The sequence below is a fragment of the Exiguobacterium sp. s123 genome, from assembly GCF_018617075.1.
GTDB classification, from domain to species: Bacteria; Bacillota; Bacilli; order Exiguobacteriales; family Exiguobacteriaceae; genus Exiguobacterium; species Exiguobacterium profundum.
Genome location: NZ_JACSJL010000001.1, coordinates 213,227 through 236,997 on the forward strand (window position 1 = coordinate 213,227; position 23,771 = coordinate 236,997).

At 48.1% G+C, this 23,771-nt stretch carries 26 protein-coding genes and 1 pseudogene; 8 read left to right on the forward strand and 19 right to left on the reverse strand.

Translation table 11 applies throughout. The features are described 5' to 3' along the window. Positions 1–47: 47 nt before the first annotated feature. Genes mutL through KNO72_RS01125 form a run of 5 tightly spaced genes read right to left on the reverse strand, consistent with a single transcriptional unit; the run spans position 48 to position 6,878 of the window. Entirely contained in the window at positions 48–1,865 is a 1,818-nt protein-coding gene (gene mutL / locus KNO72_RS01105) for a DNA mismatch repair endonuclease MutL (protein ID WP_214757076.1), read from the reverse strand. A gap of 4 nt (positions 1,866–1,869) precedes the next feature. Next, a complete protein-coding gene (mutS, locus tag KNO72_RS01110; RefSeq protein ID WP_214757077.1) occupies positions 1,870–4,398 on the reverse strand; it encodes a DNA mismatch repair protein MutS in 2,529 nt (842 codons plus the stop codon). A gap of 53 nt (positions 4,399–4,451) precedes the next feature. Then, the gene (locus KNO72_RS01115; RefSeq protein ID WP_012726155.1) at positions 4,452–4,883 is read right to left on the reverse strand and encodes a YlbF/YmcA family competence regulator; all 432 of its coding nucleotides are present in this window, start codon (positions 4,881–4,883) and stop codon (positions 4,452–4,454) included. Between the two features lie 58 nt (positions 4,884–4,941). After that, entirely contained in the window at positions 4,942–5,400 is a 459-nt protein-coding gene (locus KNO72_RS01120; RefSeq protein ID WP_214757078.1) for a GNAT family N-acetyltransferase, read from the reverse strand. Between the two features lie 11 nt (positions 5,401–5,411). Beyond that, entirely contained in the window at positions 5,412–6,878 is a 1,467-nt protein-coding gene (locus KNO72_RS01125) for a phytoene desaturase family protein (protein WP_078146795.1), read from the reverse strand. Between the two features lie 137 nt (positions 6,879–7,015). On the opposite strand from KNO72_RS01125, the gene KNO72_RS01130 reads away from it, so the two are divergent. From KNO72_RS01130 to KNO72_RS01155, 6 genes are all read left to right on the forward strand, one after another. Continuing rightward, the gene (locus KNO72_RS01130; protein ID WP_214684408.1) at positions 7,016–7,516 is read left to right on the forward strand and encodes a hypothetical protein; all 501 of its coding nucleotides are present in this window, start codon (positions 7,016–7,018) and stop codon (positions 7,514–7,516) included. 6 nt (positions 7,517–7,522) lie between these two features. Beyond that, positions 7,523–8,077 carry a DNA topology modulation protein gene (locus KNO72_RS01135; RefSeq protein WP_251028251.1) on the forward strand — a complete coding sequence of 185 codons (555 nt, stop codon included), beginning with the start codon at positions 7,523–7,525 and terminating at the stop codon, positions 8,075–8,077. Next, positions 8,074–8,424 carry a VOC family protein gene (locus tag KNO72_RS01140; protein WP_214757079.1) on the forward strand — a complete coding sequence of 117 codons (351 nt, stop codon included), beginning with the start codon at positions 8,074–8,076 and terminating at the stop codon, positions 8,422–8,424. Before KNO72_RS01135 ends, KNO72_RS01140 begins: the two co-directional genes overlap by 4 nt. Before the next feature lie 160 nt (positions 8,425–8,584). Continuing rightward, positions 8,585–9,094 carry a P-loop nucleotide/nucleoside kinase family protein gene (locus tag KNO72_RS01145; RefSeq protein WP_256440171.1) on the forward strand — a complete coding sequence of 170 codons (510 nt, stop codon included), beginning with the start codon at positions 8,585–8,587 and terminating at the stop codon, positions 9,092–9,094. 123 nt (positions 9,095–9,217) lie between these two features. Continuing rightward, on the forward strand, positions 9,218–9,985 hold the full coding sequence (locus KNO72_RS01150; RefSeq protein ID WP_078146790.1) for a transporter substrate-binding domain-containing protein: 768 nt from the start codon (positions 9,218–9,220) through the stop codon (positions 9,983–9,985). Then, positions 9,982–10,995 (forward strand): pyridoxal phosphate-dependent aminotransferase, encoded by a 1,014-nt coding sequence (locus tag KNO72_RS01155; RefSeq protein WP_214757082.1) that lies wholly within the window; start codon positions 9,982–9,984, stop codon positions 10,993–10,995. The genes KNO72_RS01150 and KNO72_RS01155 overlap by 4 nt, the downstream gene beginning before the upstream one ends. A 22-nt stretch (positions 10,996–11,017) precedes the next feature. Here the strand turns inward: KNO72_RS01155 and KNO72_RS01160 are convergent, their stop codons facing one another. Beyond that, the gene (locus KNO72_RS01160; protein ID WP_214757083.1) at positions 11,018–11,575 is read right to left on the reverse strand and encodes a maltose acetyltransferase domain-containing protein; all 558 of its coding nucleotides are present in this window, start codon (positions 11,573–11,575) and stop codon (positions 11,018–11,020) included. 82 nt (positions 11,576–11,657) lie between these two features. On the opposite strand from KNO72_RS01160, the gene KNO72_RS01165 reads away from it, so the two are divergent. Then, positions 11,658–12,581 carry a DUF7916 family protein gene (locus KNO72_RS01165; protein WP_078146787.1) on the forward strand — a complete coding sequence of 308 codons (924 nt, stop codon included), beginning with the start codon at positions 11,658–11,660 and terminating at the stop codon, positions 12,579–12,581. Positions 12,582–12,617: 36 nt separating this feature from the next. Here the strand turns inward: KNO72_RS01165 and hisIE are convergent. From hisIE to KNO72_RS01215, 9 genes and pseudogenes are all read right to left on the reverse strand, one after another. After that, positions 12,618–13,252 (reverse strand): annotated as a pseudogene (gene hisIE, locus KNO72_RS15840) (bifunctional phosphoribosyl-AMP cyclohydrolase/phosphoribosyl-ATP diphosphatase HisIE). Next, the gene (hisF, locus tag KNO72_RS01180; RefSeq protein ID WP_078146784.1) at positions 13,201–13,968 is read right to left on the reverse strand and encodes an imidazole glycerol phosphate synthase subunit HisF; all 768 of its coding nucleotides are present in this window, start codon (positions 13,966–13,968) and stop codon (positions 13,201–13,203) included. Before hisF ends, hisIE begins: the two are co-directional and overlap by 52 nt. Continuing rightward, complete coding sequence (gene hisA / locus KNO72_RS01185) at positions 13,961–14,674, reverse strand: 1-(5-phosphoribosyl)-5-[(5-phosphoribosylamino)methylideneamino]imidazole-4-carboxamide isomerase (protein WP_078146783.1); 714 nt, start codon at positions 14,672–14,674, stop codon at positions 13,961–13,963. The genes hisF and hisA overlap by 8 nt, the downstream gene beginning before the upstream one ends. Then, positions 14,652–15,239 carry an imidazole glycerol phosphate synthase subunit HisH gene (hisH, locus tag KNO72_RS01190; protein ID WP_078146782.1) on the reverse strand — a complete coding sequence of 196 codons (588 nt, stop codon included), beginning with the start codon at positions 15,237–15,239 and terminating at the stop codon, positions 14,652–14,654. Before hisH ends, hisA begins: the two co-directional genes overlap by 23 nt. Then, positions 15,236–15,823, reverse strand: a complete 588-nt coding sequence (gene hisB / locus KNO72_RS01195; protein WP_031423922.1) for an imidazoleglycerol-phosphate dehydratase HisB — start codon at positions 15,821–15,823, stop codon at positions 15,236–15,238. The genes hisH and hisB overlap by 4 nt, the downstream gene beginning before the upstream one ends. Next, positions 15,810–16,826, reverse strand: coding sequence for a pyridoxal phosphate-dependent aminotransferase (locus tag KNO72_RS01200; protein WP_214757086.1), 1,017 nt, complete (start codon positions 16,824–16,826; stop codon positions 15,810–15,812). The genes hisB and KNO72_RS01200 overlap by 14 nt, the downstream gene beginning before the upstream one ends. Further along, positions 16,823–18,040 (reverse strand): histidinol dehydrogenase, encoded by a 1,218-nt coding sequence (hisD, locus tag KNO72_RS01205; protein ID WP_214684420.1) that lies wholly within the window; start codon positions 18,038–18,040, stop codon positions 16,823–16,825. The genes KNO72_RS01200 and hisD overlap by 4 nt, the downstream gene beginning before the upstream one ends. Then, complete coding sequence (gene hisG, locus KNO72_RS01210; protein WP_078146779.1) at positions 18,037–18,645, reverse strand: ATP phosphoribosyltransferase; 609 nt, start codon at positions 18,643–18,645, stop codon at positions 18,037–18,039. The genes hisD and hisG overlap by 4 nt, the downstream gene beginning before the upstream one ends. Continuing rightward, positions 18,642–19,565: an ATP phosphoribosyltransferase regulatory subunit gene (locus tag KNO72_RS01215; RefSeq protein WP_078146778.1), complete on the reverse strand. Its 924-nt coding sequence runs from the start codon at positions 19,563–19,565 to the stop codon at positions 18,642–18,644. The genes hisG and KNO72_RS01215 overlap by 4 nt, the downstream gene beginning before the upstream one ends. A gap of 110 nt (positions 19,566–19,675) precedes the next feature. Here KNO72_RS01215 and hisJ point away from each other — a divergent pair, with 110 nt between their 5' ends. Next, positions 19,676–20,494 (forward strand): histidinol-phosphatase HisJ, encoded by an 819-nt coding sequence (hisJ, locus tag KNO72_RS01220; protein WP_078146777.1) that lies wholly within the window; start codon positions 19,676–19,678, stop codon positions 20,492–20,494. Between the two features lie 151 nt (positions 20,495–20,645). Here hisJ and KNO72_RS01225 read toward each other — a convergent pair whose 3' ends face one another. The 4 genes from KNO72_RS01225 to KNO72_RS01240 form a co-directional block, all read right to left on the reverse strand. After that, positions 20,646–20,996, reverse strand: a complete 351-nt coding sequence (locus KNO72_RS01225) for a hypothetical protein (RefSeq protein WP_078146776.1) — start codon at positions 20,994–20,996, stop codon at positions 20,646–20,648. A gap of 198 nt (positions 20,997–21,194) precedes the next feature. Beyond that, entirely contained in the window at positions 21,195–21,770 is a 576-nt protein-coding gene (locus tag KNO72_RS01230; protein WP_214684421.1) for a deoxycytidylate deaminase, read from the reverse strand. 50 nt (positions 21,771–21,820) lie between these two features. Continuing rightward, the gene (locus tag KNO72_RS01235; protein WP_078146774.1) at positions 21,821–23,050 is read right to left on the reverse strand and encodes a toxic anion resistance protein; all 1,230 of its coding nucleotides are present in this window, start codon (positions 23,048–23,050) and stop codon (positions 21,821–21,823) included. Beyond that, positions 23,034–23,756, reverse strand: coding sequence for a 5-bromo-4-chloroindolyl phosphate hydrolysis family protein (locus KNO72_RS01240; RefSeq protein ID WP_078146773.1), 723 nt, complete (start codon positions 23,754–23,756; stop codon positions 23,034–23,036). Before KNO72_RS01240 ends, KNO72_RS01235 begins: the two co-directional genes overlap by 17 nt. Positions 23,757–23,771 lie beyond the last annotated feature (15 nt).

The following is a 23,771-nucleotide window of genomic DNA, read 5'->3' on the forward strand; positions in this document are numbered from 1 at the left end:
GCTCCTGCATAAACGTTACATCGTGTTAAAACAAGGTAACAAGACGATTACATGACGCGTTTAAATAACTTCTCAAGCTCATACGTGCTCCATTTCACGATAATCGGTCGCCCGTGCGGACAGGTAAACGGAGACGTCGTACGACTCAAATCATCAATCAATTGTCGCATCATCTCCCTATTGAGTGGATGGTTCGCTTTGATCGATCGTTTACACGCCATGAGGATTGATGCTTCTTCGCGATATTTCGCGATGTCGATTGACCGCTGTTGAATGGCCATCTCCACCAGATCACGAATCGTGCCCTCTAAGTCATGTTGCGGATACCATGTCGGAATCTCACGGACAAGGAACGTGTTACCCCCAAACGGCTCTAACGTGATGCCTGCATCCGCTAGAAGCGGGAGCACTTCTTCGATAGCGAGCGTCTCTTCTTGCGTGAACTCTAACGTCAATGGGATTAAGAGGAGTTGATACTCTTTTTCTGGACGTCCTAACTGCTCATAAAACAACTCATACTTGATGCGTTCCTGGGCAGCATGTTGGTCCATTACGTACATCCCGTCTTCCGCTCCACAGATGATATAACTTGAATGCAGTTGTCCGATAACGTCTAACGCCGGTAAACGCTCCGACTGATGTACAGGCTCTTCGACCTGTTTTGGTTCAATCATCTCTGGCTCCGGTTCATGAACGAGCGGCGCCGGATTCCACTGGGAAGGAGACGTGAGCGACTCTTTTCGCTCCCGAGGAATCGGATAGTTCCACTCGACGGTGTCTTCTTGTTTAGGTTGCGGCTCCATCGAAAAGTCGAGCTTCGACTGTTCGGACGGTGTCACACGTTTCGGCTTCGGCTCTTGTTTCACAGACGGAATGAGACGTTGCTCCCGGAGCGTCAATTGAACGGTCTCTCGGATGAGCTGGCATAGTTCTTTTTCTTTCGACAAACGCACTTCACGTTTCGTCGGATGGACGTTCACGTCAATCAACATCGGGTCCATCTTCACTTCGAGCACGGCAATCGGATAGCGACCGATCGGTAAGAGCGTATGGTAGCCTTCAAGCACGCTTTGGGTCAGTGCAAAGTTCTTGATGCTTCGACCGTTTAAGATGAGAGTCACGTACTGTTTGTTCGAACGGGTCACTTCCGGGCGTACGAGATGGGCGCTCAGCGTATAATCGTTCGTCTTGCTCGACGCCGTGACGATTTGTGCGGCGACTTGGCGACCATAGATGGCAAGCATGACTTGTTTCAAGTCTCCATTCCCGTTCGTACGCAACAATTCTTTCTCTTCATGAAAGACGGTGAAGCGAATCTCCGGATGAGACAGCGCTAAACGGTTCAACGTATCCGTAATACTTGCAAGTTCCGTTGCTGACGTCTTCAAATATTTCAGCCGTGCCGGTGTGTTGAAGAAGAGCTGACTGACCGCAATTTCGGTCCCGACGTTCGTCGCCGTCGGATTCGTCGCCTTGACGACTCCACCTTCAAGCGTCATCTCAAAACCGTCTTCATCTGCTCGTTTCGACTTCAACGAGACGTGGCTGACCGACGCAATCGAGGCGAGCGCCTCACCGCGGAAGCCGAGCGTCCGAATCCGAAACAAGTCATGCTCGTCCCGGATCTTACTCGTCGCATGCCGCAAGAAGGCTCGCGCCGCATCTTCTTCATGGAACCCATGCCCGTTATCTCGCACTTTGATTAGACGGATGCCCGCCTCTTGTAAGTCGACGTCTACTTTCGTCGCTCCCGCGTCAATCGCATTTTCGACTAATTCTTTCACGACGGAAGCAGGTCGCTCGACGACCTCCCCGGCTGCGATTCGGTTCGCGAGCTGTTCAGGTAACTCTCGAATGATTCCCATCGACTCACCCTTTCTTTGCGGTCTGTTGCAGTTCGTAGAGCGCCTGCATCGCTTCGATTGGATTCATTGCCAATAGATCGAGTTTGAGCAGCTGTTCTCGAACAGCGTCATGCGACTCGAACAATGACAACTGGCTGACTTCTTCCACTTGAGGTGGAGCAGATTGCTCGTTCAAAGCTGGTTTCGTTGCTTCCGATTCGAGTTCTGACAGAATCGTCCGGGCCCGGTCAATCAATGAATCCGGAAGTTCAGCCAATTCCGCCACATGAATCCCATACGATTTATCGGCACGTCCCGGATGCACTTCGTGGAGGAAGACGACTCGTCCATCTCGTTCAATCGCCCGGACATGAACATTCTCAAGTGTCGGAATCGAATCTTCGAGCACTGTCAGTTCATGATAGTGCGTCGAGAAGAGTGTCTTCGCACCGATTGACGAGGCGATATATTCAACGATTGCCTGTGCGAGCGCCATCCCGTCATAGGTCGACGTTCCGCGACCGATTTCATCCAATAGAATCAGACTATTGCTCGTCGCCTCGGTAACGGCTTGTCGCGTCTCGGTCATCTCGACCATGAACGTCGACTGTCCGCTCACCAAATCGTCCGCCGCACCGATCCGTGTGAAGATGCGGTCAAAGAGCGGGAGTTCCGCCGCTTCTGCCGGGACGAATGAACCGATTTGATGAAGGATTGCAATCAAGGCAAATTGACGCATGTACGTCGATTTACCGGACATGTTCGGTCCGGTGATGAGTAACATTTGACGTGTGTCGTCAAGCGTCAAGTCATTGGCGACATATTCGCCTCGCGGCAAGACCGTTTCAATGACAGGGTGACGCCCGCGTTCAATTTGTACATGCTTCGCTGTAATTGGACGCACATACTCCCGTTTCTCGGCTACGACGGCAAGGGCGAGGAGAACATCCAACTCACTGAGTGAACGGGCCAATTGCTGAAGTGCCTTCGTATACGTCTTCACTTCTTCGCGAAGTGCGACAAACAAATCATATTCGAGCGTACAGCTCTTCTCTTCCGCTCCTAAGATGAGCGCTTCCTTCTCTTTTAACTCAGGTGTAATGTAACGTTCCGCATTCGTCAATGTCTGCTTCCGTTCATAACGCCCTTCTTCGAGCAACTTCGCATTTGCTTTCGTCACTTCCAAGTAGTAACCGAATACGCGGTTATACCCGACCTTCAACGACTTGATGCCGGTCGCGATGCGTTCCTGTTGCTCGAGGTTGGCAATCCACGATTTCCCGTTCGCTTTCGCTTCTAACAGTTCGTCGAGCTCATCCGAATACCCGTGACGAATCATCCCGCCTTCTTTCGTCGAAATCGGAGGTGAATCGACAAGGGCAGCCCGAAGCTGTTCACTCAATGTCTCGAACGAGTCGAGCTTTTGTTCAATTTGCTGCAAGCGATCCGCTTTCACTGTTTGTAAGAGTGACCGGACAGAAGGCATCCGCTCGAGCGTGTCGCGAAGTTGGACGAGATCTCGCGCATTCGCCGTCCCGTACCCAACTTTAGCGACAAGGCGTTCGATATCGTAGACTCGCTTCAGCTCTTCTTGTAGTTGATCGCGCAACATGAAGTCGTCCACCAAGTTCTCGACGGCATCCTGTCGCTCTCTGATGCCTTGCTCTGTATAGAGTGGCTGTTCGAGCCAACGTTTCAACAATCGACCGCCCATCGCCGTTGTCGTCTCATCAAGGAGTGAAAGGAGTGACCCTTTCCGTTCCCCTGAACGAGCCGAACGGAACAACTCAAGGTTTCGGGCCGTGTTGGCGTCAAGTTGCATATGCTGTTCAACCTCATAGGCGACGGCTGGTTGCAAGTGGTCAAGTGAACGTTTCTGTGTTTTCGTCAAATAGGCAAACAGCAACTCAAATGCCGAGCGTTGTGCCTCATCTTTTGCACCTTGTGCGAGTGGACTATTCCGCTTGTCCACTTGAATCGAAAGTGGGATCCCGGTCTGTCGCAATAAATCAGCAAGTCGTTCATCCTCGACGATGACTTCGTTCGGAAGCAATCCTTCGATTTCCCGCAAGACGGCCTCTTCTGACGAGAGTGTCGTCAACCATGATTCCCCCGTCGTGACGTCACCGCGAGCAATTCCGAATCGCCCTGCGACGTCCGAGATGGCGACGAGATATCGGTTTTCTTTTTCACTGAGTGACGCCATATATGTACCCGGCGTGATCACTTGGATGACTTCCCGTTTCACGAGCCCTTTAGTTGCCTTCGGATCCTCCGTCTGTTCACAGATGGCGACGTTAAAACCTTTTTCAATCAATTGTTCAATGTAGATTGCTGCGGAATGATGCGGAACGCCGCACATCGGAATCGGATGCTCGGCCTGCTTTCCATTTTTAGAAGTGAGCGTGAGCTCTAACTCTTTTGCGACAATTTGTGCATCTTCAAAAAACAACTCGTAAAAGTCGCCGAGTCGATAGAATAAAAAGGCGTCCGGATAGTCGGCCTTGATAGAGAAATATTGTTTCATCATTGGTGTCTGATGGACTTCTTGCATGTTGATTCACCTCTAGAAAGTACAACAGCTGACCATCGGCCAGCTGTGTCGTTTTAGTATCCGCAGCCGCCGCGTGCTTGTTCAGCCGCCATGCCGCTCCCTGTCTTTCCTGCAAGGACGTCACCGTCCGTCGATTCGATGATACGGTCCGTCACGGAGTTCGCGAGCGTCACCGTCACGTATTGAAGCAAATCGTTCACTTCGACTTGAGTTTCCTGGAACGCTTGAACGACCGGAATTGAATCGAGTTCTTCCATCGCTTTATCAATCTTTTGCTCGACTTTCGCAAGTGCTTCCGTCTTACCATAGTGCTTACAGTTGACGGCTTCTTTTTGTAAGAACTTGATTCGTTTAATCAAAGTCTGTACGCGGTCACTTCCGTTTACTTTCGCTTCCGCTTCTTTGAAGCGCGCCACTTCTGGTGTTTGTGCTAATACATCTGCCAATTCTCTTGCTTTTGCAATTACTTGTTGATCGGTCACCATTGTAAACCCCTTTATGTCTATAATGTAATCGTGCTCAAAAGCACGTGAATGTTCTTTCTCATTCTAACATGAACGATTCCGAAACGGTACTAGCGGGATTCGTTGATTCACGTAACATATCGACATGTGGAATACTATCTTCTTGATACACATCACTCGTCCGTTTGAAGCCAAACGAGGCATAAAAAGGTTCCACATACGTCTGCGCTTGCAGGTATAACGTCTCATGTCCAAAATCTTTGATTGCCGCATCCATCAAGAGGCGGGAATACCCTTTCCCTCGATACGTCGCTTTCGTGACGACACGTCCGATGGCGACCGGAGATGCTTCCGTCAATACGCGAAGGGCGGAGACAATATCTCCATCTTCTTCAATCCAATAATGGATGGCTTGTTCATCTTTTCCATCGATTTCTTGATACGGACAGTTTTGTTCGACGACGAAAATCTCAGTTCGTAACGCTAGTAAGCGATACAACTCAATCGTTGTCAGTTCATCAAATGTTTTTTTCTTCATCATTATTCCCCCTAATCAATCGTCACCCCGAGTGCCCGGGCGACATGTAATCCGCTCGTCATCGCGCCAATCGTCCCCGCTCCTGGAAATACGGTATCCCCGCACACAAAAAAGTTCGGCAAGTCGGTGCGATAACTCGCAGCGCGAAAGAGCGCCTGGCTAGGAGTCTGCGCATAACCTCCGACTGCCCCATGCGGTCGCTTCGTATACTTCACCCATGCCCCGGGTCCACCAGGAAGAAGTAGTGACGACTCGCGGTCCCAAGCGGGAAAAGCAGTTGCGACGACGTCGACGAGACGATTGGTCCATTCTTGCTCTAGTTTCTCATATGCCGCCCGGTCTTTCCAATGTTGCCATTCTGATAAATCGATATGTGTGGATACCGTGATGGTCCGTTCCGGTTTTTCTGTGCGCAACACGTCATCCGGCGCGGACATGGAAATGAACGCATGCCCACTCGGTAATCGCTCGTGATAGATTTGTTGAAACAGCGGTTTCTGTCGACACACATCCTCAGGCAAGACGAGATAGAGACTGAACGTGCCCCATTGCGACTGCTTCAACTGTCTGCGGTATTGTCGTTTGAAGCATCGTTGTTCTTGTCCTCTCAGAAGTTCGCTCGTCCGCTCAATCGGGATGGCGGAAACAATGACATCGACTAGTTCAAGTCGTCCTCTTCGATCGGTGATGAGCCATCCATCCGTCACTCGTTCGATGGACTGGACGTCTCTCCCTAATTTCGTCTCCCCACCAAACGTCCGTACGGCGCGCTCTAACGCATGAGCCAATTGATACAGTCCACCTTCCACATAGTACGCTCCTTCGTGATAGACTGACAGCGCCACTGCACCGAGTAAATGACTCGCTTCTTTCGCACCGGTCTGCAAACTGTCGAGCAGGACGCCATCGATAAATCGCTCGAACATTGTACCGTTTAATCCATGACGAGCTAACGTGTCACCGAGTGGCCGCTGGAGTTTGAGGAGCGTTGTGATTTGATTCGACCGGAACCCTTTTAGTGCATAGATCATATCCGAGACCGTGCGAAGTGGAAGAGCAGGTAACTGCTGAAACAACGGACGAATCCTCTCAAAATCGTCCCACACTTCACGGTAAAACGCATGGATTGACCCATAATGCTCTGAGAATACGCGACTGAGCTCATCGAGCAGACGCTTGCGGTCGCGATAGTAGGTGACGGTGACGTCAGGCAGTTGAATGTCCATCACCGCGTCCAGTAACGTCACCTCGACCGATTCGCCCAATTTCTGAAGAACCCGCTGATGGACCCCTCCTCGTTCGAACCCCATACCGAGCGTTGCCCCTGCAGGAAACAAATAGTCACCCCGTTGAAACTTGCCGGCACACCCACCCCATTCACGCGACGCTTCAAAGACGGTTACGTCATGTCCTTCTTGTTGCGTGAGCGCAGCTGCCGTCAATCCCGCAACGCCCCCACCAATGACCCCGATTTTCATGAACATCCCTCCTTTCTGTATCATACCCGCTCCTTTACAAAATTGAAGAAATGAATCGGTTTTAGAGATTCGGGATGTCTTTTAAAGGGTTCCCATTCTTTTATGCAGAAATAATTTACATCTAAAAAGGTAAGGTGATGAAAATGCGTAGTCGTGTCATGGTCTATTTGTTGATTCCCATCCTCATCTTTATTGGTATACTGATTACCCCGCCTTCCGAGGAATCGCTCAAACTCGCGACGATGACCGTCGTCAGCATTCAAGAGATGATTCCTTACGAAAAAGAGTATACGGCACAAAAAGTGCTAGAAGAACGATCAGCGGACGACAAATCAGCCACCATCGAAGAATGGCGTCTCGAACAAGGGGCGAAAACGTCTTATAGTTATGTGCTCAGACTGAGAGGATTTGAACATGTGACTCAGATTGATGCAGGGGCAGCCAACACGAGATCGGACGGCTATTACGCGATGCAGGCGCATAGCCCTATTTTTGAGACGGACAAGCCCGTGTCCACGAACTATCCGATTGTCGTGTTCAGTTCGGAACAACGTCTCGTCATCGGACAGATGGATGTGCGGGTCATTTACGAAGAGGACGGTCAATTGAAGAAATGGATTGTATTGGAGGATGAATAAGAGTAGATGAGCAGCTTAACGATTGATAGCAATCTAAATATGAAACGCATCATGATCATCGGTTCTGGCGGTGCGGGGAAATCCACACTCGCCCGTCAACTCGGTGAACGATTACATCTCGATGTCTATCATTTGGACGCTCTCATGTGGAGACCAGGATGGGTGATGGCGCCGAGAGCGGAACGAATCGATATCCAACAACAACTCGTGAAGAAGGATGAATGGATCATCGATGGAAACTTCGGGAATACGCTTGATTTACGACTACAGGCAGCGGACACTGTCATTTTAATCGATCTTCCACGCATCGTCTGTATAAACCGTGTCCTTAAACGAGTCGTCCGATATCGTGGCACGACGCGACCGGACATGGGCGCATCCTGTGAGGAAAAACTCGATTTCGCATTCCTCAAGTGGGTTTGGAATTTTCCTGACGTTCAAAAGCCAGAGATGGTCAAACGAATCAAACAATATTCTCACGAGAAACAGATCATCGTCTTAAATTCTCAGAAAGATGTTACAAACTTCATTCATCAAATGAAAAGGCAGGAATTTCTATGAACCCTATCCTTCACAAAATCGGCACCATCTTTATTCCGGTAAGTGATATTCAAAAAGCGCGTGACTGGTATTGTGATTTATTCGATCTTTCAACAAAAGGAGAAATCTTATTCGACCATTTATATGTCATTCCATTAGAGGGTACTAACCTTGTTTTAGATAGTAACATCTACTCAAAAGATAACATCATCCAGACACCACTATTTCACTTAAATACACACGATATTCATCAAGCTTATTCTTATATGACTCAACACGACATTGAGGTCATTACACCCATTGAGCACGAACATTGGTTCAATTTCAAAGATCTTGACGGGAACGTCATCATGGTATGCAAATGCTAACATCGGATCAAACCTTTAACTAACCTTATCAGGTTATTCAGGTCGATTGTATCGAAGATTATCTTTTGGAAATGAGCCTTTTTAACAAATAAATCAAGTTGTATGAGTAATAAGATTTGCTCCTACTTAGATGTGAGGTGATCATCTGTTTTTTCTTCAAATGTCTGGAACACCTGGATCAGGAAAATCCACATTGGCTAAGCGTATCATCCAACACGTACCCGCAGTCATCATCGATCATGATGTTTCAAAGACCGCCCTACTCCATACGCTTCCTGATGGCAACTTCTCGGATGGAGAAATCGGGAAGATGGCTTATGATGTCGATTGGTCCCTCGTCGAGTATCACCTATCACTTGGACAAAACGTCATTCTCGACAGTCCATGTCTCTATGATGAAATGCTCGATAAAGGGATAGCGATTTCCACCAAGTACGGAGCGACTTACCGTTATATCGAGTGTCGTCATGAAAATTACGAAGAAATTAACACACGACTTCGAAACCGTGTCAGACGACCGAGTCAAATTGATCAAGTTTCGTATGAGAATTGGTCTAAGATGAATGAATACTGCAAACGGCCTACTAAGCATTCTTACTTACAAACCTATACGATGGACAATCGAGAAATTCCGATTGAGCGAATTATGTCGTATCTGTTGAAAAACTAAGAAGAGAACGCTTTCAGATAGAAAGTGCTTCTCTTTTTAATAATTTTGTATATTTATGCTTTACAATTAATAATCATACATATACACTTAGTCTCATCTACAACAGGGAGGCATTATACACATATGAAAAAATGGTTATTAGCAGGTACACTTATGATGAGCGCAGTATTACTCGGTGCATGTAGTCAAGAGACAGAAGGTGAAGCGACAGAACAAAAAACGCTCGTCATGGGGACAAGCGCCGATTACTTCCCATATGAATTTGTCGATACGGCAAACGGAGATGCGATTGTCGGATTTGATATTGAAATCGCGGAGACAATCACAGAACGCCTCGGTTACGAATTGAAGATTGAAGATATGGACTTCGGTAGCTTACTCGGAGCCCTCAATAGCGGGCGTGTCGACTTCGTCATGGCCGGGATGACGCCAACAGAAGAGCGTAAAGAGAATGCCGATTTCTCAGACATCTATCTATCCGCGACAAACTTGATCATGACTAAAGACGAGTCCCTTCAGGCAATCGAAGATTTGTCTGGTAAGAAAATCGGTGTCCAAACAGCTTCGATTCAAGAAAATATCGCTAAAGAACAAGCACCTGACGCTGAACTCGTATCGTTGAACAAGATCCCTGAAATCGTTCAAGAGTTGAACACAGGTCGAATCGATGCAATGGTCATCGAAGACACGGTCGCACAAAAGTATTTAGACCAAGATGACAGCCTCTATACATTCGCTTTGAAAGAGGATGGCGAAAAAGGATCAGCTGCTGCCTTCAAATTAGATGATGAGTTACGCGACCAGTTCAACGAAGAATTGAACAAAATGATGGCGTCTGGCGAAATCGATGAATTGGTGAAAAAATGGTTCTCGATGGAGCCAACTGAATGAGACAAGTCGAGCTACCGATCTATCCCGTCGTATATCCGACGGGACATCGGTTAAACCAAAATGAAAGTCAATTCCCGTTACCTGACCGCATCAAGAATCAGCTTGATTCGTTGACGTATGATGACTTACACGAATATCCGGTCGAACCGATCAATGAATTGTTCGAACGCTACGCTGCGTACGTTGGCGTCACACCCGAGCAATTACTCGTCGGTTGTGGGAGTGACGAGATGATTCATGTCGTGACGCAAGCATTGCTCGCACCACATGACATCGTCTTGTCTCCGGCACCTGACTTTTCGATGTACCCAATCTTCACGACTATCGCACACGGTCATCATGTTCAAGCCGTTGATTTATCGTATGAAGGAATGGTAAAGGCGATTGAGACGCATCATCCAAAGCTTCTTCTCCTTTCGAATCCGAACAATCCAACCGGGAAGCTTTGGACCGTAGAAGAGTTGACGCATCTCGCCTCAATCGTGCCATATATCGTGGTGGATGAGGCGTACATGGACTTCACACCAGATGCGAGCATGATCCCGTTCATTGCCACCCTTCCGAATCTCATCGTCCTTCGTACGATGTCAAAAGCGTTCGGATTGGCAAACGTACGAATCGGATTCATGGTGACAAACTGCGAACTCGCACACTATTTCCGTCAATTCATCCCGCCATTTAATATCAGCGGAGTGAGTGCTAAAATTTGCAATATCTTCTTAAAAGATGCGAGTTATCTTCAAGAAACAATCGAATGGCATGACGAGATGCGGCAAAAGTGGGCACTAGCCTTTGAATCCATCGGTCATGTCCTCCCTGCATCGACAAACTTCTTGTATATCGAGTTAGAACAACCTAAAGCAGTGTGGGCCCATTTGACCGACTTGAACATACACACGTCGAAACAACCTACGGGGATTCGGGTGACGATTGGTGATGAAACGGCGCTTCATCTTGCATATTCAGCTATTCAGAAATACAAGAAAACAAGTCATGTAAAAAACTCCTGAACCACGCGTTCAGGAGTTTTTGTCAGTCAATCGTCTTGATCACACGTGCCGGATTTCCTCCGACGACTGTTCGAGATGGCACATCTTTTGTGACGACCGCACCGGATGCGACGACGGCCTCATCCCCAATCGTCACACCGGGATTGATAATCGCCCCTCCACCGATCCACACGCGGTCGCCGATGGTCACCGGCTTCCCGAACTCATATCCTGAGATCCGATCGATCGGATCGATCGGATGTGTCGCCGTATAAATATGTACACCCGGTGCGAGCATGCAGTCATCCCCAAACGTGATGGGACAGATGTCTAGGAAGACACAGTCAAAATTCGCATAGAATCGATCTCCTACGTGGATGTTATACCCATAATCACATTTGAAGTTCGGCTCGATATAATACGACCCTTTCGTTGAACCGAGTAACTCACTAAGAATCTCTTTTCGTCCTTCCAAATCATCGATTCCAGAACGATTGAATTGTTCAGTTAATCTCCGGGCATGCTTACGATCTGCAACGAGCGTTTCATCACCAGCTAAATACAGTTCACCACGAATCATCTTTTCTTTTTCCGACATCATAATCCCTCCTTAAAATTAGTATAGAGGATTTTTCAAGGGTTTAGGGAATAGAGATAAGGATGAGCAGAAGGAGGCAGATCATATGAAACGAATACTGGAATGTCGGGCAAGTGATTTTATCACGTTTAATCGTCAAGATTTAGTCGATTCGATTCGAAAAGCAGAAGGTCGAACGGTCATGGCCGAGGTCATCCCAACGGTGCAGCCACTCTATCCAGAAGTGACAAACGCAGAACTCGCGCGAGCGTTCGGTGCCGATTTGATTTTATTGAATATGTTGGATGTGTTTCACCCGTACATCAAAGGACTCGAAAGTCACGCGCTGTTTGGCGACATGCCAGGTGATGAGATGAGCGACCATCCGATTCTAGAACTAAAACGTCTGATCGGATTGCCAATTGGAGTCAACTTGGAACCTGTCGATTTTTCAGAGAAGTCGTCCGAGATGAATGAAGTGAAACGAGGCAGACTCGCTTCAATCGAAGCGTTCCAAAAAGCATCTGAGCTCGGGATTGACTTCGTCTGTTTGACAGGCAATCCGAATACCGGAGTTACGAATGAAGCAATCGAACAAGCGATCATCCAAGCGCGTCGTGAATTCGCAGGGGTCATCATTGCCGGGAAAATGCATCAGGCTGGTGCCGGCAATGTATTGGACCGCGACGCGTATATCCGCTTCGTCGAAGCCGGCGCAGACATTATCCTACTACCAGCTCCAGGCACCGTACCTGGTGTCCGTGAAGAATCGTTCTACGAACTCGTTCAGGAGTTGCAATCGCTCGGTGCTCTCACGTTAGCGGCGATTGGAACGTCACAAGAAGGTGCAGATGTTGCGACCGTTCGGGAAATCGCACTCTCTTCAAAACGAGGCGGAGCAGACATCGTGCACATCGGTGACGCCGGACTGTCGGGGATTGCCGTCCCAGAGAACATTCAGGCACTTTCCATTGCCATTCGCGGGCGACGTCATACATACATTCGCATGGCCGCCTCGGTCAATCGGTAATACAAAAGAGGAAGGAGCGTCTCCTTCCTCTTTCCATTACCATTCTGTGACGTCGCGACGAGGTTTCGCCGGTGTTGTCGTACCATGACGTTTGGCGAGTAACGCTTCCACATCCTCTAAGCGCACACCTTTGGCTGCTAACAAGACGAGTAAGTGATACAGAAGGTCTGCTGACTCTTCAACCAAGTCTTCATCCGTCATGGCAGCAATGACGACCTCGAACGATTCTTCTCCAAACTTCTTCGCGATTTTTTCAACGCCCTGTTCAAACAAGTAGGTCGTATACGATCCTTCCTTCGGTTCATCTTTTCTAAATTGAATCAATTGTTCCAATTCATGAATCATACGTTCACCTCCGTAAAGAAACAGCTTCGATTACCGGTATGACACGTCGGACCGTTCGCATGAACACGAACGAGAAGCGCATCCTGGTCACAGTCGACGTGGATGCTGACGACGTCTAATGTATTTCCGCTCGTCTCTCCTTTCATCCACAGCCGCCCTTTTGAACGAGACCAGAACGTGACGACCCGTTCACGAAGCGTCTGTCGGATTGCCTCATCATTCATATATCCGAGCATGAGGACCGCCCCGTCGTCTGAGACGATGATGGCGGGAATCAGTCCATTTTCGTCGAAACGAACCGCATCGGCAAGTTGTGACTCGTGCATACGTGCTTCACCTCTTCTACTGTCGTTTTTCGGTCATGTAAGATGGATGCAAGTAATGCGGCATCGACTTTCTCAAGCGCTTCGACTACGTGCTCGGCATTGCCTGCCCCACCGGATGCGATAATCGGAATGTCGACGACTTCACGAAGTTGTTCTAAAATCGCAAGGTCATAACCGCTCTGCTTTCCATCTTGATTCATGGACGTGACAAGAAGTTCACCCGCACCGAGCGCGGCCACTTGTTTCGCCCATTCGACCGCCAACAGGTCCGTCTTCTGTTTTCCACCATATGTGTACACATAATATTCGCCATCTTCAAACTTTACGTCGATTGCGACGACGATACATTGTGAACCGAAACGATCGGCCGCTTCACGAATGAGACTTGGGGATTCTACAGCGAGCGTGTTCAACGATACTTTGTCCGCCCCTGCTTTTAATAGTGACGAGATATCCTCTAGTGAACGAATCCCACCTCCGACCGTCAGCGGGATGAATACTTTCCGCGCTACCGCACTGACGACATCGAGCATCGTCTGGCGACGCTCCGTACTTGCCGCGATATCGAGAAAGACAAGTTCATCGGCTCCGGACTCATCGTAATATTTCGCGATTTCGACCGGATCACCGATGTCTCGTAATTGTACGAACTCAATCCCTTTGACGACACGACCTTCTTTCACGTCAAGACATGGAATAATTCTGCGTTTAAGCATAACGCGCCTCCCATTCAATCAGTTCTTCGATGCTCACCTTACCGGACAGAAGTGCTTTCCCGACGACAGCCTCATCAATTTTTGCCATCTTCAGTTCCTTCACGTCCTCTTCAGTCGTCACACCGCCTGAGGCAATCAATGTGACGTTGACGATTTGACGTAACGCTTTCATGCGAGAAAAATTCGGTCCATTCAGTTTCCCATCGGATCCGATATCGGTATATAGAATCGTTTCGATCCCCCGTTTGACAAGGTCTTGAGCGACCGAGATGTCATCGAGTTTTGTCGCTTCCTGCCATCCGTTAATGGCGACCTTCCCGTCATAGGCATCGAGTGCCACAGCGATTCGCTTGCCATACTTTTCAATCGCCATGTCTAGAAAGTCAGGATCCGTAAACGCCTTCGTCCCTAAAAGGACGCGATCCGCACCGGTTTCCATGACCGCATCAAGTGCGGCTTCTGAACGAATTCCTCCTCCTGTCTGGACAAGGAACCCTAGAGACTTCGCATAACGGACAACGTCTAAATGACGCGGCTCACCTGCCTTGGCCCCTTCTAAATCAATCAAGTGAATCATCGGGACCTTCCCTTGCCACGCTTTTAATAATTCATACGGATCTCCGTATTGTTCTTCCGTAGAAAAATCACCTTCCGTCAAACGGACGATCTTGCCTCCAATCAAATCAATGGCGGGTAGTAATCTCACGCTCGACCGCCTCCTTCCATTCTTGAAGTAAGCTGAGACCGAACGTCCCGCTCTTTTCCGGGTGGAACTGCATGCCCGTCACGAGCCCTTTTTGAACGATTGCCGGAACTTTCTCACCCATATAATCAGCTGCCGCCACAATGTAGTCGTCCGCCGTCACGGCATGGTAAGAGTGGACAAAATAGACATCCTCATCGCGAAGGATCGAGTTCCATCCGACGTGTGGGAGACGCTTCGCTCGCATCCGTTCGACCGTTCCCGGAATCAACCCGAGACCTTTTGTCGGCATACCTTCCGTGCTCGAATCAAACAAGAGCTGCATCCCAAGACAGATCCCTAAAAATGGCTTTTCCGTCGCCATCTGTTGCAAGAGTGGGATAAGACCCGTCTGTTCGAGCGATTGCATCGCTTGCGGGAAGGCACCGACCCCAGGAAGTAAAACGGCATCCGCCTCTTCAATTTGATTTGCATCGTTCGTGATCACGACGTAGCAACCGATGGCCTGTAACGCACGTTCGACGTTAAATACGTTTCCCATACCATAATCGATGACTGCTACTTTCATCCTTCGATCCATCCTTTCGTAGAAGGGAGACGATTCGTCCCATCGCTCGAGACCGCTTCGGCAAGCGCTCGTCCGAACGCTTTGAACAACCCTTCAATCATGTGATGTGAGTTCGACCCGTACAGGACAGCTAAGTGCAGTGTAAGTCGACCATTCATGGCAACGGCCCGGAAGAATTCCTCAGCGAGCTCGGTATCAAAATCGCCAAGCTTCGGATTGCGAATATCCGCTTGATAGACGAGGAAGGGACGCCCAGACACATCAATGACCGCTCGTGCTAGCGTCTCATCCATCGGCATGTAACTCGACCCGTAGCGGCGAATTCCGACTTTATCCCCGAGTGACTTGGCGATAAGCTGACCGAGTGCGATCCCGACATCCTCGACCGTATGGTGGGCATCGACCCACGTATCACCTTCAACTTTCACATGCAAGTCCATCTGACTGTGAAAAGCAAGTAACGTCAACATGTGATCGAAGAAGCCGACCCCTGTTTGGATAGAACTTTCACCTGTTCCGTCTAGATTTAATTGAATATCAATTTTTGTCTCTTTCGTTTCACGCTTTAGTTCAGCTGTTCTCAACAGAATTCACCTCTTCAATCGTTTGTCGGATTAAGGCATACGCCTCGTCTGTCCCTGCACTGACACGTAGTCCATCGGGAAAAGCACGTACATGGACTCCTTTATCAAGGAAGCGGGATGCCCATCCTTCACTATCATCCGTTTTGACATAAATGAAGTTGGCACGGCTCGGTAAAATCTCACCGACTGGTCGTAACAACTCCGTTAACTTCTCACGTTGCGCCGTATGGAACTGAATCGACTCTTGAATATACGTTTCATCTCGTAAGACGACGTTGGCGACAGCGGCACTGAGACCACTGACATTGAATGGCGAACGGAAGCGGTCAATCTGTTCGATGATTTCTTCAGATGCAATCATGAAACCAATCCGGAGGTTTGCTAGACCGAACGCTTTCGATAACGTCCGTAAGATGATGACGTTCGAATATTCGCTCAATCGAGACACAAATGAATCTTTCATTGTGAAATCAATATAGGCTTCATCCACGACCAGATACGGTACACGTGTCGCAATGTCAGACAATTCGTCTAGTGTCCACATCTTTCCGGTCGGGTTATTCGGATTCGAGATCAAGACGAGTTTAGGGTCGGTTGTTCGAATGACCTCAGTCAACGTCTCGTAACGCAAACCCTGTTCGTCCGGTTGTGTGAAATGCCCTCTGGCAATTTGTGTATAGATGCCATACATCGAAAAGTCTGGGGCCGGTGCGACCACACGGTCTTCCGTATCCAAAATCGCCTGACTCAAGATGGCCAATAGCTCATCGCTCCCGCTGCCGACCATGAGTTGCGTCGGCTCGACTCCCGCATAGTCAGCATAGCTTGCTTTTAAAGCGAGCAATTCTTCGACTGGGTAACGGCTGAGTGCCTCGAGTGATACGTCTCGAATAGCTCGTTCGAGACGTTCTGGTAACGGATATTGACTTTCATTTTGATTGAGCGCATATCCCGAAGCGGCATGAGGTACATAGCGTGGAATGTTCTGATAATATCGTCTCATACGTCCTCCATCCGAACAGCCATCGCACGGGCGTGTCCTTCTAATTGTTCTTGTTTGGCGATTCGAATCGCGGCCTTTGTAATCGTCTCATCCAGTTCTGTCATCTCAAGGAATGTCTGACGGCGATAAAAGTCATCGACCGATAGTCCACTAGAGAAGCGGGCTGTCCCGCTCGTAGGCAAGACGTGGTTCGGTCCAGCGATATAGTCTCCAAATGCTTCGGCCGCCTCATGTCCGAGAAAGAACGAACCACCGTGACGAATCGCACGCATCAACACCTCAGGATCTTTTACGGCCAACTGGACATGCTCCGCTGCCATCGTGTTCGCGTATTCGATTGCATCCTCGATTGTCCGATATAAGACTCCGCCACGTTTCAATGATTCTCTCGCAATGTCCTGGCGTGGTAATTGCGCTAATTGTCGCTCAAGCTCCTGCTCGATTTGATTGCGAAGGGTTTCTGACGTGACGAGCGCAATCGCCGTCGCCTCGACGTCATGTTCCGCTTGTGCGAGCAGGTCGGCGGCAACCCACTTCGGGTTCGCCGTTTCATCGGCAATGATCAACACTTCAGACGGTCCGGCGACGGAGTCGATCCCGACGATGTGTGAGACGAGCGCCTTCGCCGTCGCAACATAAGCATTTCCGGGTCCGACAATCTTATCGACCGGACGAATCGTTTCTGTCCCATATGCGAGTGCGGCAACGGCTTGGGCACCTCCGATTAGAAAACATTCATCGGCACCTGCGATTTTTGCTGCAATCAAAAGGGAAATGTCAATCCCATCTGCTTTTGGTGGGGTGACCATGACGACTCGTTTGACACCGGCCACTTTCGCCGGAATGATATTCATCAGGACGCTCGACGGATAGACGGCTGTCCCACCTGGTACATAAACCCCTACCGAATCCAGCGGCATATAGCGTCTCCCAAGTCGGAACATCGTATCTTCGAACACATCTTCTTGTCGGACTTGGCGCGCGTGAAATGCACGAATCCGTTCTGCTGCTAACGACAGCGCCTCTGTCAATTCAGCATATGCGACTGGCGGATTAAAGCTGGCCAAATCGACCGATTCAATTCGGTCGACCCCGTCGAATTGTTTCGTCCACTCAAGCAGCGCTTCGTCTCCGCGGGCCTCTATCGATTCCACGATCGGTTTCACGGCTTCGGCCCAAGCTTCGCGCCTTGAGCGATTCGTTTCTGTACTCATGCGTTCTCCTCCTGACTCATCTTTCGAATCCAGGCCTTCAATTCGTCAGGCTGTTCCGCTAAAGCTGTCTCACTCGTGATGAATTTTGCATTGATTGAAAAAATCGCCTCGTATTCTTCCAAGTCGTTTGCAGCCAACGTCGCGCCTGTCTCGACGATGTCGACGATGCAATCAGCGAGTCCCGTTAACGGAGCCAGTTCGACTGACCCGTTCAATGCAATGACTTCTACGTTTTGTCGCTTCGATGCAAAGTGTGATATGGCGATATTCGGATATTTACTCGCCACTTTCAATTTCTTTGTGCCGTTGCGTCGAACTTTTGGACCACACACGGCCATTCGACAGCGACCGAACGGTAAATCGACGACTTCGAGTACGCCTGGCGTTTTTTCTCGTAAAATATCACCGCCGACTATGCCAACATCTGCCGCTCCATGCATCACATATTTATAGACGTCGTCCCCTTTGACGAAAATGAATTCATGATTTCCTGCTTGTACCGTCAACTCACGTCCCCGCTTCTCTGGCCATACGGGTAAGTCACGTTCGACAAAAAATTGACGGGCTGCTTTTTCAATCCGACCTTTCGCGACCGCTACTTTCATTTAATCACCTCATCTAACTGTTCTAAATCGAGCGACATTCCGAACGCTCGTCTCGAGTGTCCAAAATGTCCATAGAGTGAATCATATCGTCCTCCTGAAAGGACACGCTTGCCTTCCACACTTCCCGTCACGGTCAATCCTGAGTAGTAATCAAAGTCTCCCGTTTGACCGAAATCGTAAGACACCTCTAAACCGATGGTACGCAAGTGTTTTACTGCCTCGTCGACTTCATCGATGGCTTCCTTTAAAGATTCCGGTGCCTCAGCCCGTAATTCTTCGAGTGCAGAATTCCCGATTAAAAAGGGCAGCTTCGCAATCAACGGATAGCGATACGTCTCTGCTAATTCACGTAATGATTCTAAGTTTCGAAGTGCTAAGATTTTTCGGAATGTTCGTTCCTGAATCCCTGTCTCTTTCGCGATGAGCGAGATGACGGCTGCTGACCCAATTTTGATGGTCAAACGTTCGGTAGGCAGGACCCCTTCCGTCATATCGAGAAAGGACTCAATTAGATGACTGTCCTTCTCTTCGCCATCGACCCATTCGAGTCCAAGCTGTTGCCGTTCATGGGGTTGCCCGGAATGTTTGACCGTCCGACGATAGACGGCACCAGCGTAAGCGACACGCATCGGTTCATGACCGTCTGCTAACTTTCTTGCGATTTGTAGTGTATAGTCAGGGCGCATGACGAGAAGTTCCCCGTCGTTCCCGAACAATCGATAATAGGCTGACTCGTCAAAGAGCGCTAAATTTTGATAATGTGAATAGTATTCGAGAAGCGGTGGATCGATGACTGCGTAGCCGCTCGACTCTGCCTTCTCTAAAAATGACAACATCCATCGTTTTGGACGGATGACATCTCCTGATTGAAGTTCATACCAGCCTTCTGGAATCGAACCTTTTGAATTTGACCAAATCATCATAACCACCCTTTATCTTGTTATCACTTTACCAAACTAAAGTATTGTGTTAAATTTATCAAACAGATAAACACCTGTCAACCAAATGAACTGAAAAGGACGTGTAATCGATGTTTAACTTTACCCACGATGGCCATGTGCATACCCCTTTTTGTCCACACGGTACAAATGACCCGATTGAACACTATATTCAAGTCGGAATCGAAAAAGGCTTGCAAACGATGACGTTCACAGAACATGCGCCTTTCCCCCTATCGTTCACCGACCCGGTCCCGAATCAAGACTCGGCGATGTCGATTGATCTACTTCCAGAATACCTCGATACGTTGCATCAGATGAAACAGCAGTATCAAGCGGTTATCGACATTAAAGTTGGATTAGAAGTCGACTTATTGCCTCATTTAGAGAAAGAGACCATTGCCTTACTCAAGCCTTTCGCACCATTGATTGATGAAGTCATTTTATCGCAACATTTCCTATATAGAGATGGCGCCTATATGCCGATTGATTATTCTGCCGAGACGTTTGATGAACTCATCAAAGCGTTTGGCTCATTCGAGAGCGTCTTGAGAGCTTATTATGAGTCGATTGAACAGGGTCTCTCATTTTCGTGGGAAGACATCCGTGTCGCTCGTATCGGACATCTCGATCTCCCGATAAAGTATCAAAGAAACTATGAATGGGACCGCTCAAAAGTAAAAGAGGAAGAAATACGTCTGTTACAGATGATTGCCGACCGGGGATTCGGACTTGACTTCAACACGGCCGGACTCCGAAAACCGGATTGTGGGGTACCTTACGTCGCCGGACTTGCAAAATCCGCGAACGACCTGCACATCCCGTTCACGATGGGTTCGGATGCGCACCTCGCTCAAGATGTGGCGGCTGGATTCGACTTCATTGAACAAAAAAAAGCCACGTTCCTATGAACGTGGCTTTTTGACAGCGATCTAGCTATCTAGATCCCCATGCTTATGGTTGACAACGATATGGCGTTCCATTTCTTCATCTGTAAACATCATACCATAAGGAATAAAAGATGCAATATAAAATTGGGTGAAATGGTTCACCCAATTGAGGTCACATTGCCGCATATAATGTTTTCAAGTCGTTTGTCGCTTCCTCGTCCATTTGAATGGCCACGAGTTCAACGTATTGGAGCGCTGGATCTTGATCTTTCGACAATGCGACAATCTCAGCAGCCGCCTTATCTAATGCCAACAAGATTCCTGATACACCAAGCGTCGGATAGTATCGAAGGAGTGCACGAACATGTTTAATCTCTGATACTTCATTTCCGTTAATGGTTAATGATTTGACGGCAAGCTCCTTGTGCATGCCAATCGCAAATTTATCTTCCCACACTTCTTCGAGTGTGATCAACGCCTCTACTTCATATGCACCATCTGTAAAGCGAACGAGTTTTTCCATGTGTAAATTCCCCTCTCTTGAATCTACTTTTATTATATAAGAGATTTTAAAGTGTAGATTGTGAAATATTGAACATTATGTGTAAAGTTTGTCTCACCTCATTTTGAACAAAAAAAAGCCCCTCCGAGGAGGGACGAATAATGGAAGAGTAAAACACCATTGGCAGTACATTAATAATATATCATCTAATGAAAACGTTTACAATGTATTTTTGTACATTTTTTCAAGTGGCATATGTAACACTTCAATTCCGCTTTCACGCATCAATTCTAACCCATCCCCATGCTCATAACCGACAGCATAAACGACTCGCGCGACGCGTGCCGCAATTAAGGCGAGTGAACAGGCATGACATGGTGAATGCGTGACATACGCCGTCGCACCAAATGCATTCGTTGAATCGGCAGCGAGTTTTCCAATCGCGTTGATTTCTGCATGGATTTCATGTTGCTTCGACCAGTGATGGTGATCATATGGGTCTGTACACTTGATATATGTCACGCCATCTCGGATGAGTCGTGCCGGTTCGTTGATCATATCGACGTCCGTCGATGCAACATAGTCGGCATGCTTATAGAACCCATCTTCTTGCTTGATATAGATTTCATTACAGTTCGTATGACCAGATGGTGTACCATTGAGACCAATTGAAATCGGTTTTTCGTCTTTTACAATGACACAGGCCACACTCTTCGATGCACACTTCGAGTGCCGCTCGGCCATCATATCAGCGAATAATAACCACGTCTCATCCCACAATCGTTGCTTCTCCACTCCAGTCCCTCCTCGTCGAAAAGGAAAGTCTGATTGCTCAGACTTCCCCCTTAGTATCCAGTGTCCTTTGGTAGTTCTTTATTTTTCGAAGCGATTTCGATGACCTTCTCCTTCAATTCGTGCTCCATGCGGTCAAGTTCGCGCTCGGCGTCACGACGTTTTTGCTTCCCTTCTTGCTGGATGCGTAATGTTTCATCCAACGTAGAAAGTAAGTTCTCGTGAGCGACTTTCAGTGATTCAACAGAGACAATCCCTTTTTCATTCTCTTGAGCAATTTCAATCGATGAATCTTTGAGCATCTTCGAGTTCTGCTCAAGCAGTTGATTTGTCGTCTTCGTCACGTCCTGCTGCATACGAAGTGCCGTTTTCTGGCGCGTCAAGCTGAGTGCAAGAACGACTTGGTTTTTCCAAAGCGGAATCGTGTTGACGACCGCTGACTCGATCTTTTCAGCGAGGATTTGGTTATTCTGCTGAATGACCCGAATTTGAGGTGCCATTTGAAGGCTGATGGTACGACTCAATTTTAAGTCGTGTAACTTTTTCTCAAAACGGTCCGCTAATTGAATCATATCGTTCAATTGTTGAAGCTTCGATTGATCTTTAGAAATTTCTACTTCTTGACGTAACGGGGCAATCTCGTGTTCCCGTACATGGTCAAGTTTTGTCTCACCCGCGGCGATATAGACGTTCAACTCTTCGAAATATCGCTTGTTCTTATCATACATTTGATCGAGCATCGTGATGTCTTTCATGAGACCAAACTTCGCACGATCGAGGTTATGGATGACCTCTTCCAAATAGACATTCATTTTTTCGAACTGAAGCTTATAGTTTTCAGCCTTCTTCTTCGCACGACCGATGAGCGGAATGTTATCCATGAAACTCTTTTTTTCCGGTTGAAGCATATCTGGGTCCATCTTACGGACGTTTTGCATCAAGTCAGACAACAGTTTCCCGGCATCGCCGCCATCTTTCATCCGCACTTCCGTCAAAATTTGATCAGAGAATTGGGAAAGTTCGCGCTGGACATTCGACCCGAACAACATAACAGAGTCTGTCTTTTTAATATCAATGGATTCAGCCAATCGTGTGATGCGCTCGCGATGCTCTTGAGGCACGTCTGGTTTCGCTTGAATGGCTGGCACTTCATGTGACTGTGTAACGGATGACCATTCGACAGATGGGTCACTGAACCCCTCCGTCTCCGTTTTTGTTTTCGTATCAGAAGTCAGTTCTTCTTCCGGCCATGACTGCCAGTTCGTTTCATTCGATGAAGTCATGTTTCTTTCTCCCTTCCGGCTGATCAGACAAGACGCGCTCCATCATGATCAGTTCACGTTCAAAGTCTACGGCGTCATCTTCAAGGAGACGTCCGCGTTGTTCTTTAAATTTATCGACAATTAGTCGCATATTTGTGATTAATTGTTCCCGAGTCTCTTCTTGAATGACGACCCGTTTTCCTTCAAGCTCTTTAAATTTCAAGACGACCGAGACGAGGGAATCTAAATAGAATGTGAACAGGTCTCGAACATGCTTTGCGTCTTGTGGATTTTCGAATAATTCTTCGAACAATTCGTGCGCTTCTTTCGAGACGGCCTTCATTTCACGCCTCACCTCTACATCCTTAATATCTGGAAGAACACGGTCGATTTGTTGTAACTTCTCATATCCTTGCTCAATCGTCCGTTGCAAAAATTGAAGCTCTAAATCGTCTGTCGCCTCGAACTGTCGCGTAGGCATCGGCTCTTCGATCGGTTTTAAAATCCTCGATCCAGAAAACGATTCTTCCTCATCGAGTAACAGTTTCTTCTTGGCACGTTTTGCCACCGTTGTCGGTGTTCGTTGACGCTGTTTGCGCTTGTTCGTCGACCACACTTCATTCAAGACGAGCGCCCCTACAATAATGAATAACCAGGAGAAATCGAATACGTTAATGGCAAAGTATATGACTGCCCCTGTCAGGGCCCATTTCATCCATGTTTTCATTCTTTTCACCTCATC

What these genes read in the sequence shown, in the direction of transcription:
- hisF (WP_078146784.1), bottom strand. Translation starts at nt 13,968, where the DNA reads ATGCTTAAACGCAGAATTATTCCATGTCTTGACGTGAAAGAAGGTCGT.
- KNO72_RS01215 (WP_078146778.1), bottom strand. Translation starts at nt 19,565, where the DNA reads ATGATTTGGTCAAATTCAAAAGGTTCGATTCCAGAAGGCTGGTATGAA.
- KNO72_RS01145 (WP_256440171.1), top strand. Translation starts at nt 8,585, where the DNA reads ATGTCTGGAACACCTGGATCAGGAAAATCCACATTGGCTAAGCGTATC.
- hisG (WP_078146779.1), bottom strand. Translation starts at nt 18,645, where the DNA reads ATGAAAGTAGCGGTCGCGAAAGGTCGGATTGAAAAAGCAGCCCGTCAA.
- KNO72_RS01120 (WP_214757078.1), bottom strand. Translation starts at nt 5,400, where the DNA reads ATGAAGAAAAAAACATTTGATGAACTGACAACGATTGAGTTGTATCGC.
- hisD (WP_214684420.1), bottom strand. Translation starts at nt 18,040, where the DNA reads ATGAGTACAGAAACGAATCGCTCAAGGCGCGAAGCTTGGGCCGAAGCC.
- KNO72_RS01200 (WP_214757086.1), bottom strand. Translation starts at nt 16,826, where the DNA reads ATGAGACGATATTATCAGAACATTCCACGCTATGTACCTCATGCCGCT.
- KNO72_RS01235 (WP_078146774.1), bottom strand. Translation starts at nt 23,050, where the DNA reads ATGACTTCATCGAATGAAACGAACTGGCAGTCATGGCCGGAAGAAGAA.
- KNO72_RS01125 (WP_078146795.1), bottom strand. Translation starts at nt 6,878, where the DNA reads ATGAAAATCGGGGTCATTGGTGGGGGCGTTGCGGGATTGACGGCAGCT.
- KNO72_RS01240 (WP_078146773.1), bottom strand. Translation starts at nt 23,756, where the DNA reads ATGAAAACATGGATGAAATGGGCCCTGACAGGGGCAGTCATATACTTT.
- KNO72_RS01165 (WP_078146787.1), top strand. Translation starts at nt 11,658, where the DNA reads ATGAAACGAATACTGGAATGTCGGGCAAGTGATTTTATCACGTTTAAT.
- mutS (WP_214757077.1), bottom strand. Translation starts at nt 4,398, where the DNA reads ATGCAAGAAGTCCATCAGACACCAATGATGAAACAATATTTCTCTATC.
- KNO72_RS01225 (WP_078146776.1), bottom strand. Translation starts at nt 20,996, where the DNA reads ATGGAAAAACTCGTTCGCTTTACAGATGGTGCATATGAAGTAGAGGCG.
- KNO72_RS01115 (WP_012726155.1), bottom strand. Translation starts at nt 4,883, where the DNA reads ATGGTGACCGATCAACAAGTAATTGCAAAAGCAAGAGAATTGGCAGAT.
- KNO72_RS01135 (WP_251028251.1), top strand. Translation starts at nt 7,523, where the DNA reads ATGAGCAGCTTAACGATTGATAGCAATCTAAATATGAAACGCATCATG.
- hisJ (WP_078146777.1), top strand. Translation starts at nt 19,676, where the DNA reads ATGTTTAACTTTACCCACGATGGCCATGTGCATACCCCTTTTTGTCCA.
- KNO72_RS01140 (WP_214757079.1), top strand. Translation starts at nt 8,074, where the DNA reads ATGAACCCTATCCTTCACAAAATCGGCACCATCTTTATTCCGGTAAGT.
- KNO72_RS01150 (WP_078146790.1), top strand. Translation starts at nt 9,218, where the DNA reads ATGAAAAAATGGTTATTAGCAGGTACACTTATGATGAGCGCAGTATTA.
- hisH (WP_078146782.1), bottom strand. Translation starts at nt 15,239, where the DNA reads ATGAAAGTAGCAGTCATCGATTATGGTATGGGAAACGTATTTAACGTC.
- KNO72_RS01160 (WP_214757083.1), bottom strand. Translation starts at nt 11,575, where the DNA reads ATGATGTCGGAAAAAGAAAAGATGATTCGTGGTGAACTGTATTTAGCT.
- KNO72_RS01130 (WP_214684408.1), top strand. Translation starts at nt 7,016, where the DNA reads ATGAAAATGCGTAGTCGTGTCATGGTCTATTTGTTGATTCCCATCCTC.
- KNO72_RS01155 (WP_214757082.1), top strand. Translation starts at nt 9,982, where the DNA reads ATGAGACAAGTCGAGCTACCGATCTATCCCGTCGTATATCCGACGGGA.
- mutL (WP_214757076.1), bottom strand. Translation starts at nt 1,865, where the DNA reads ATGGGAATCATTCGAGAGTTACCTGAACAGCTCGCGAACCGAATCGCA.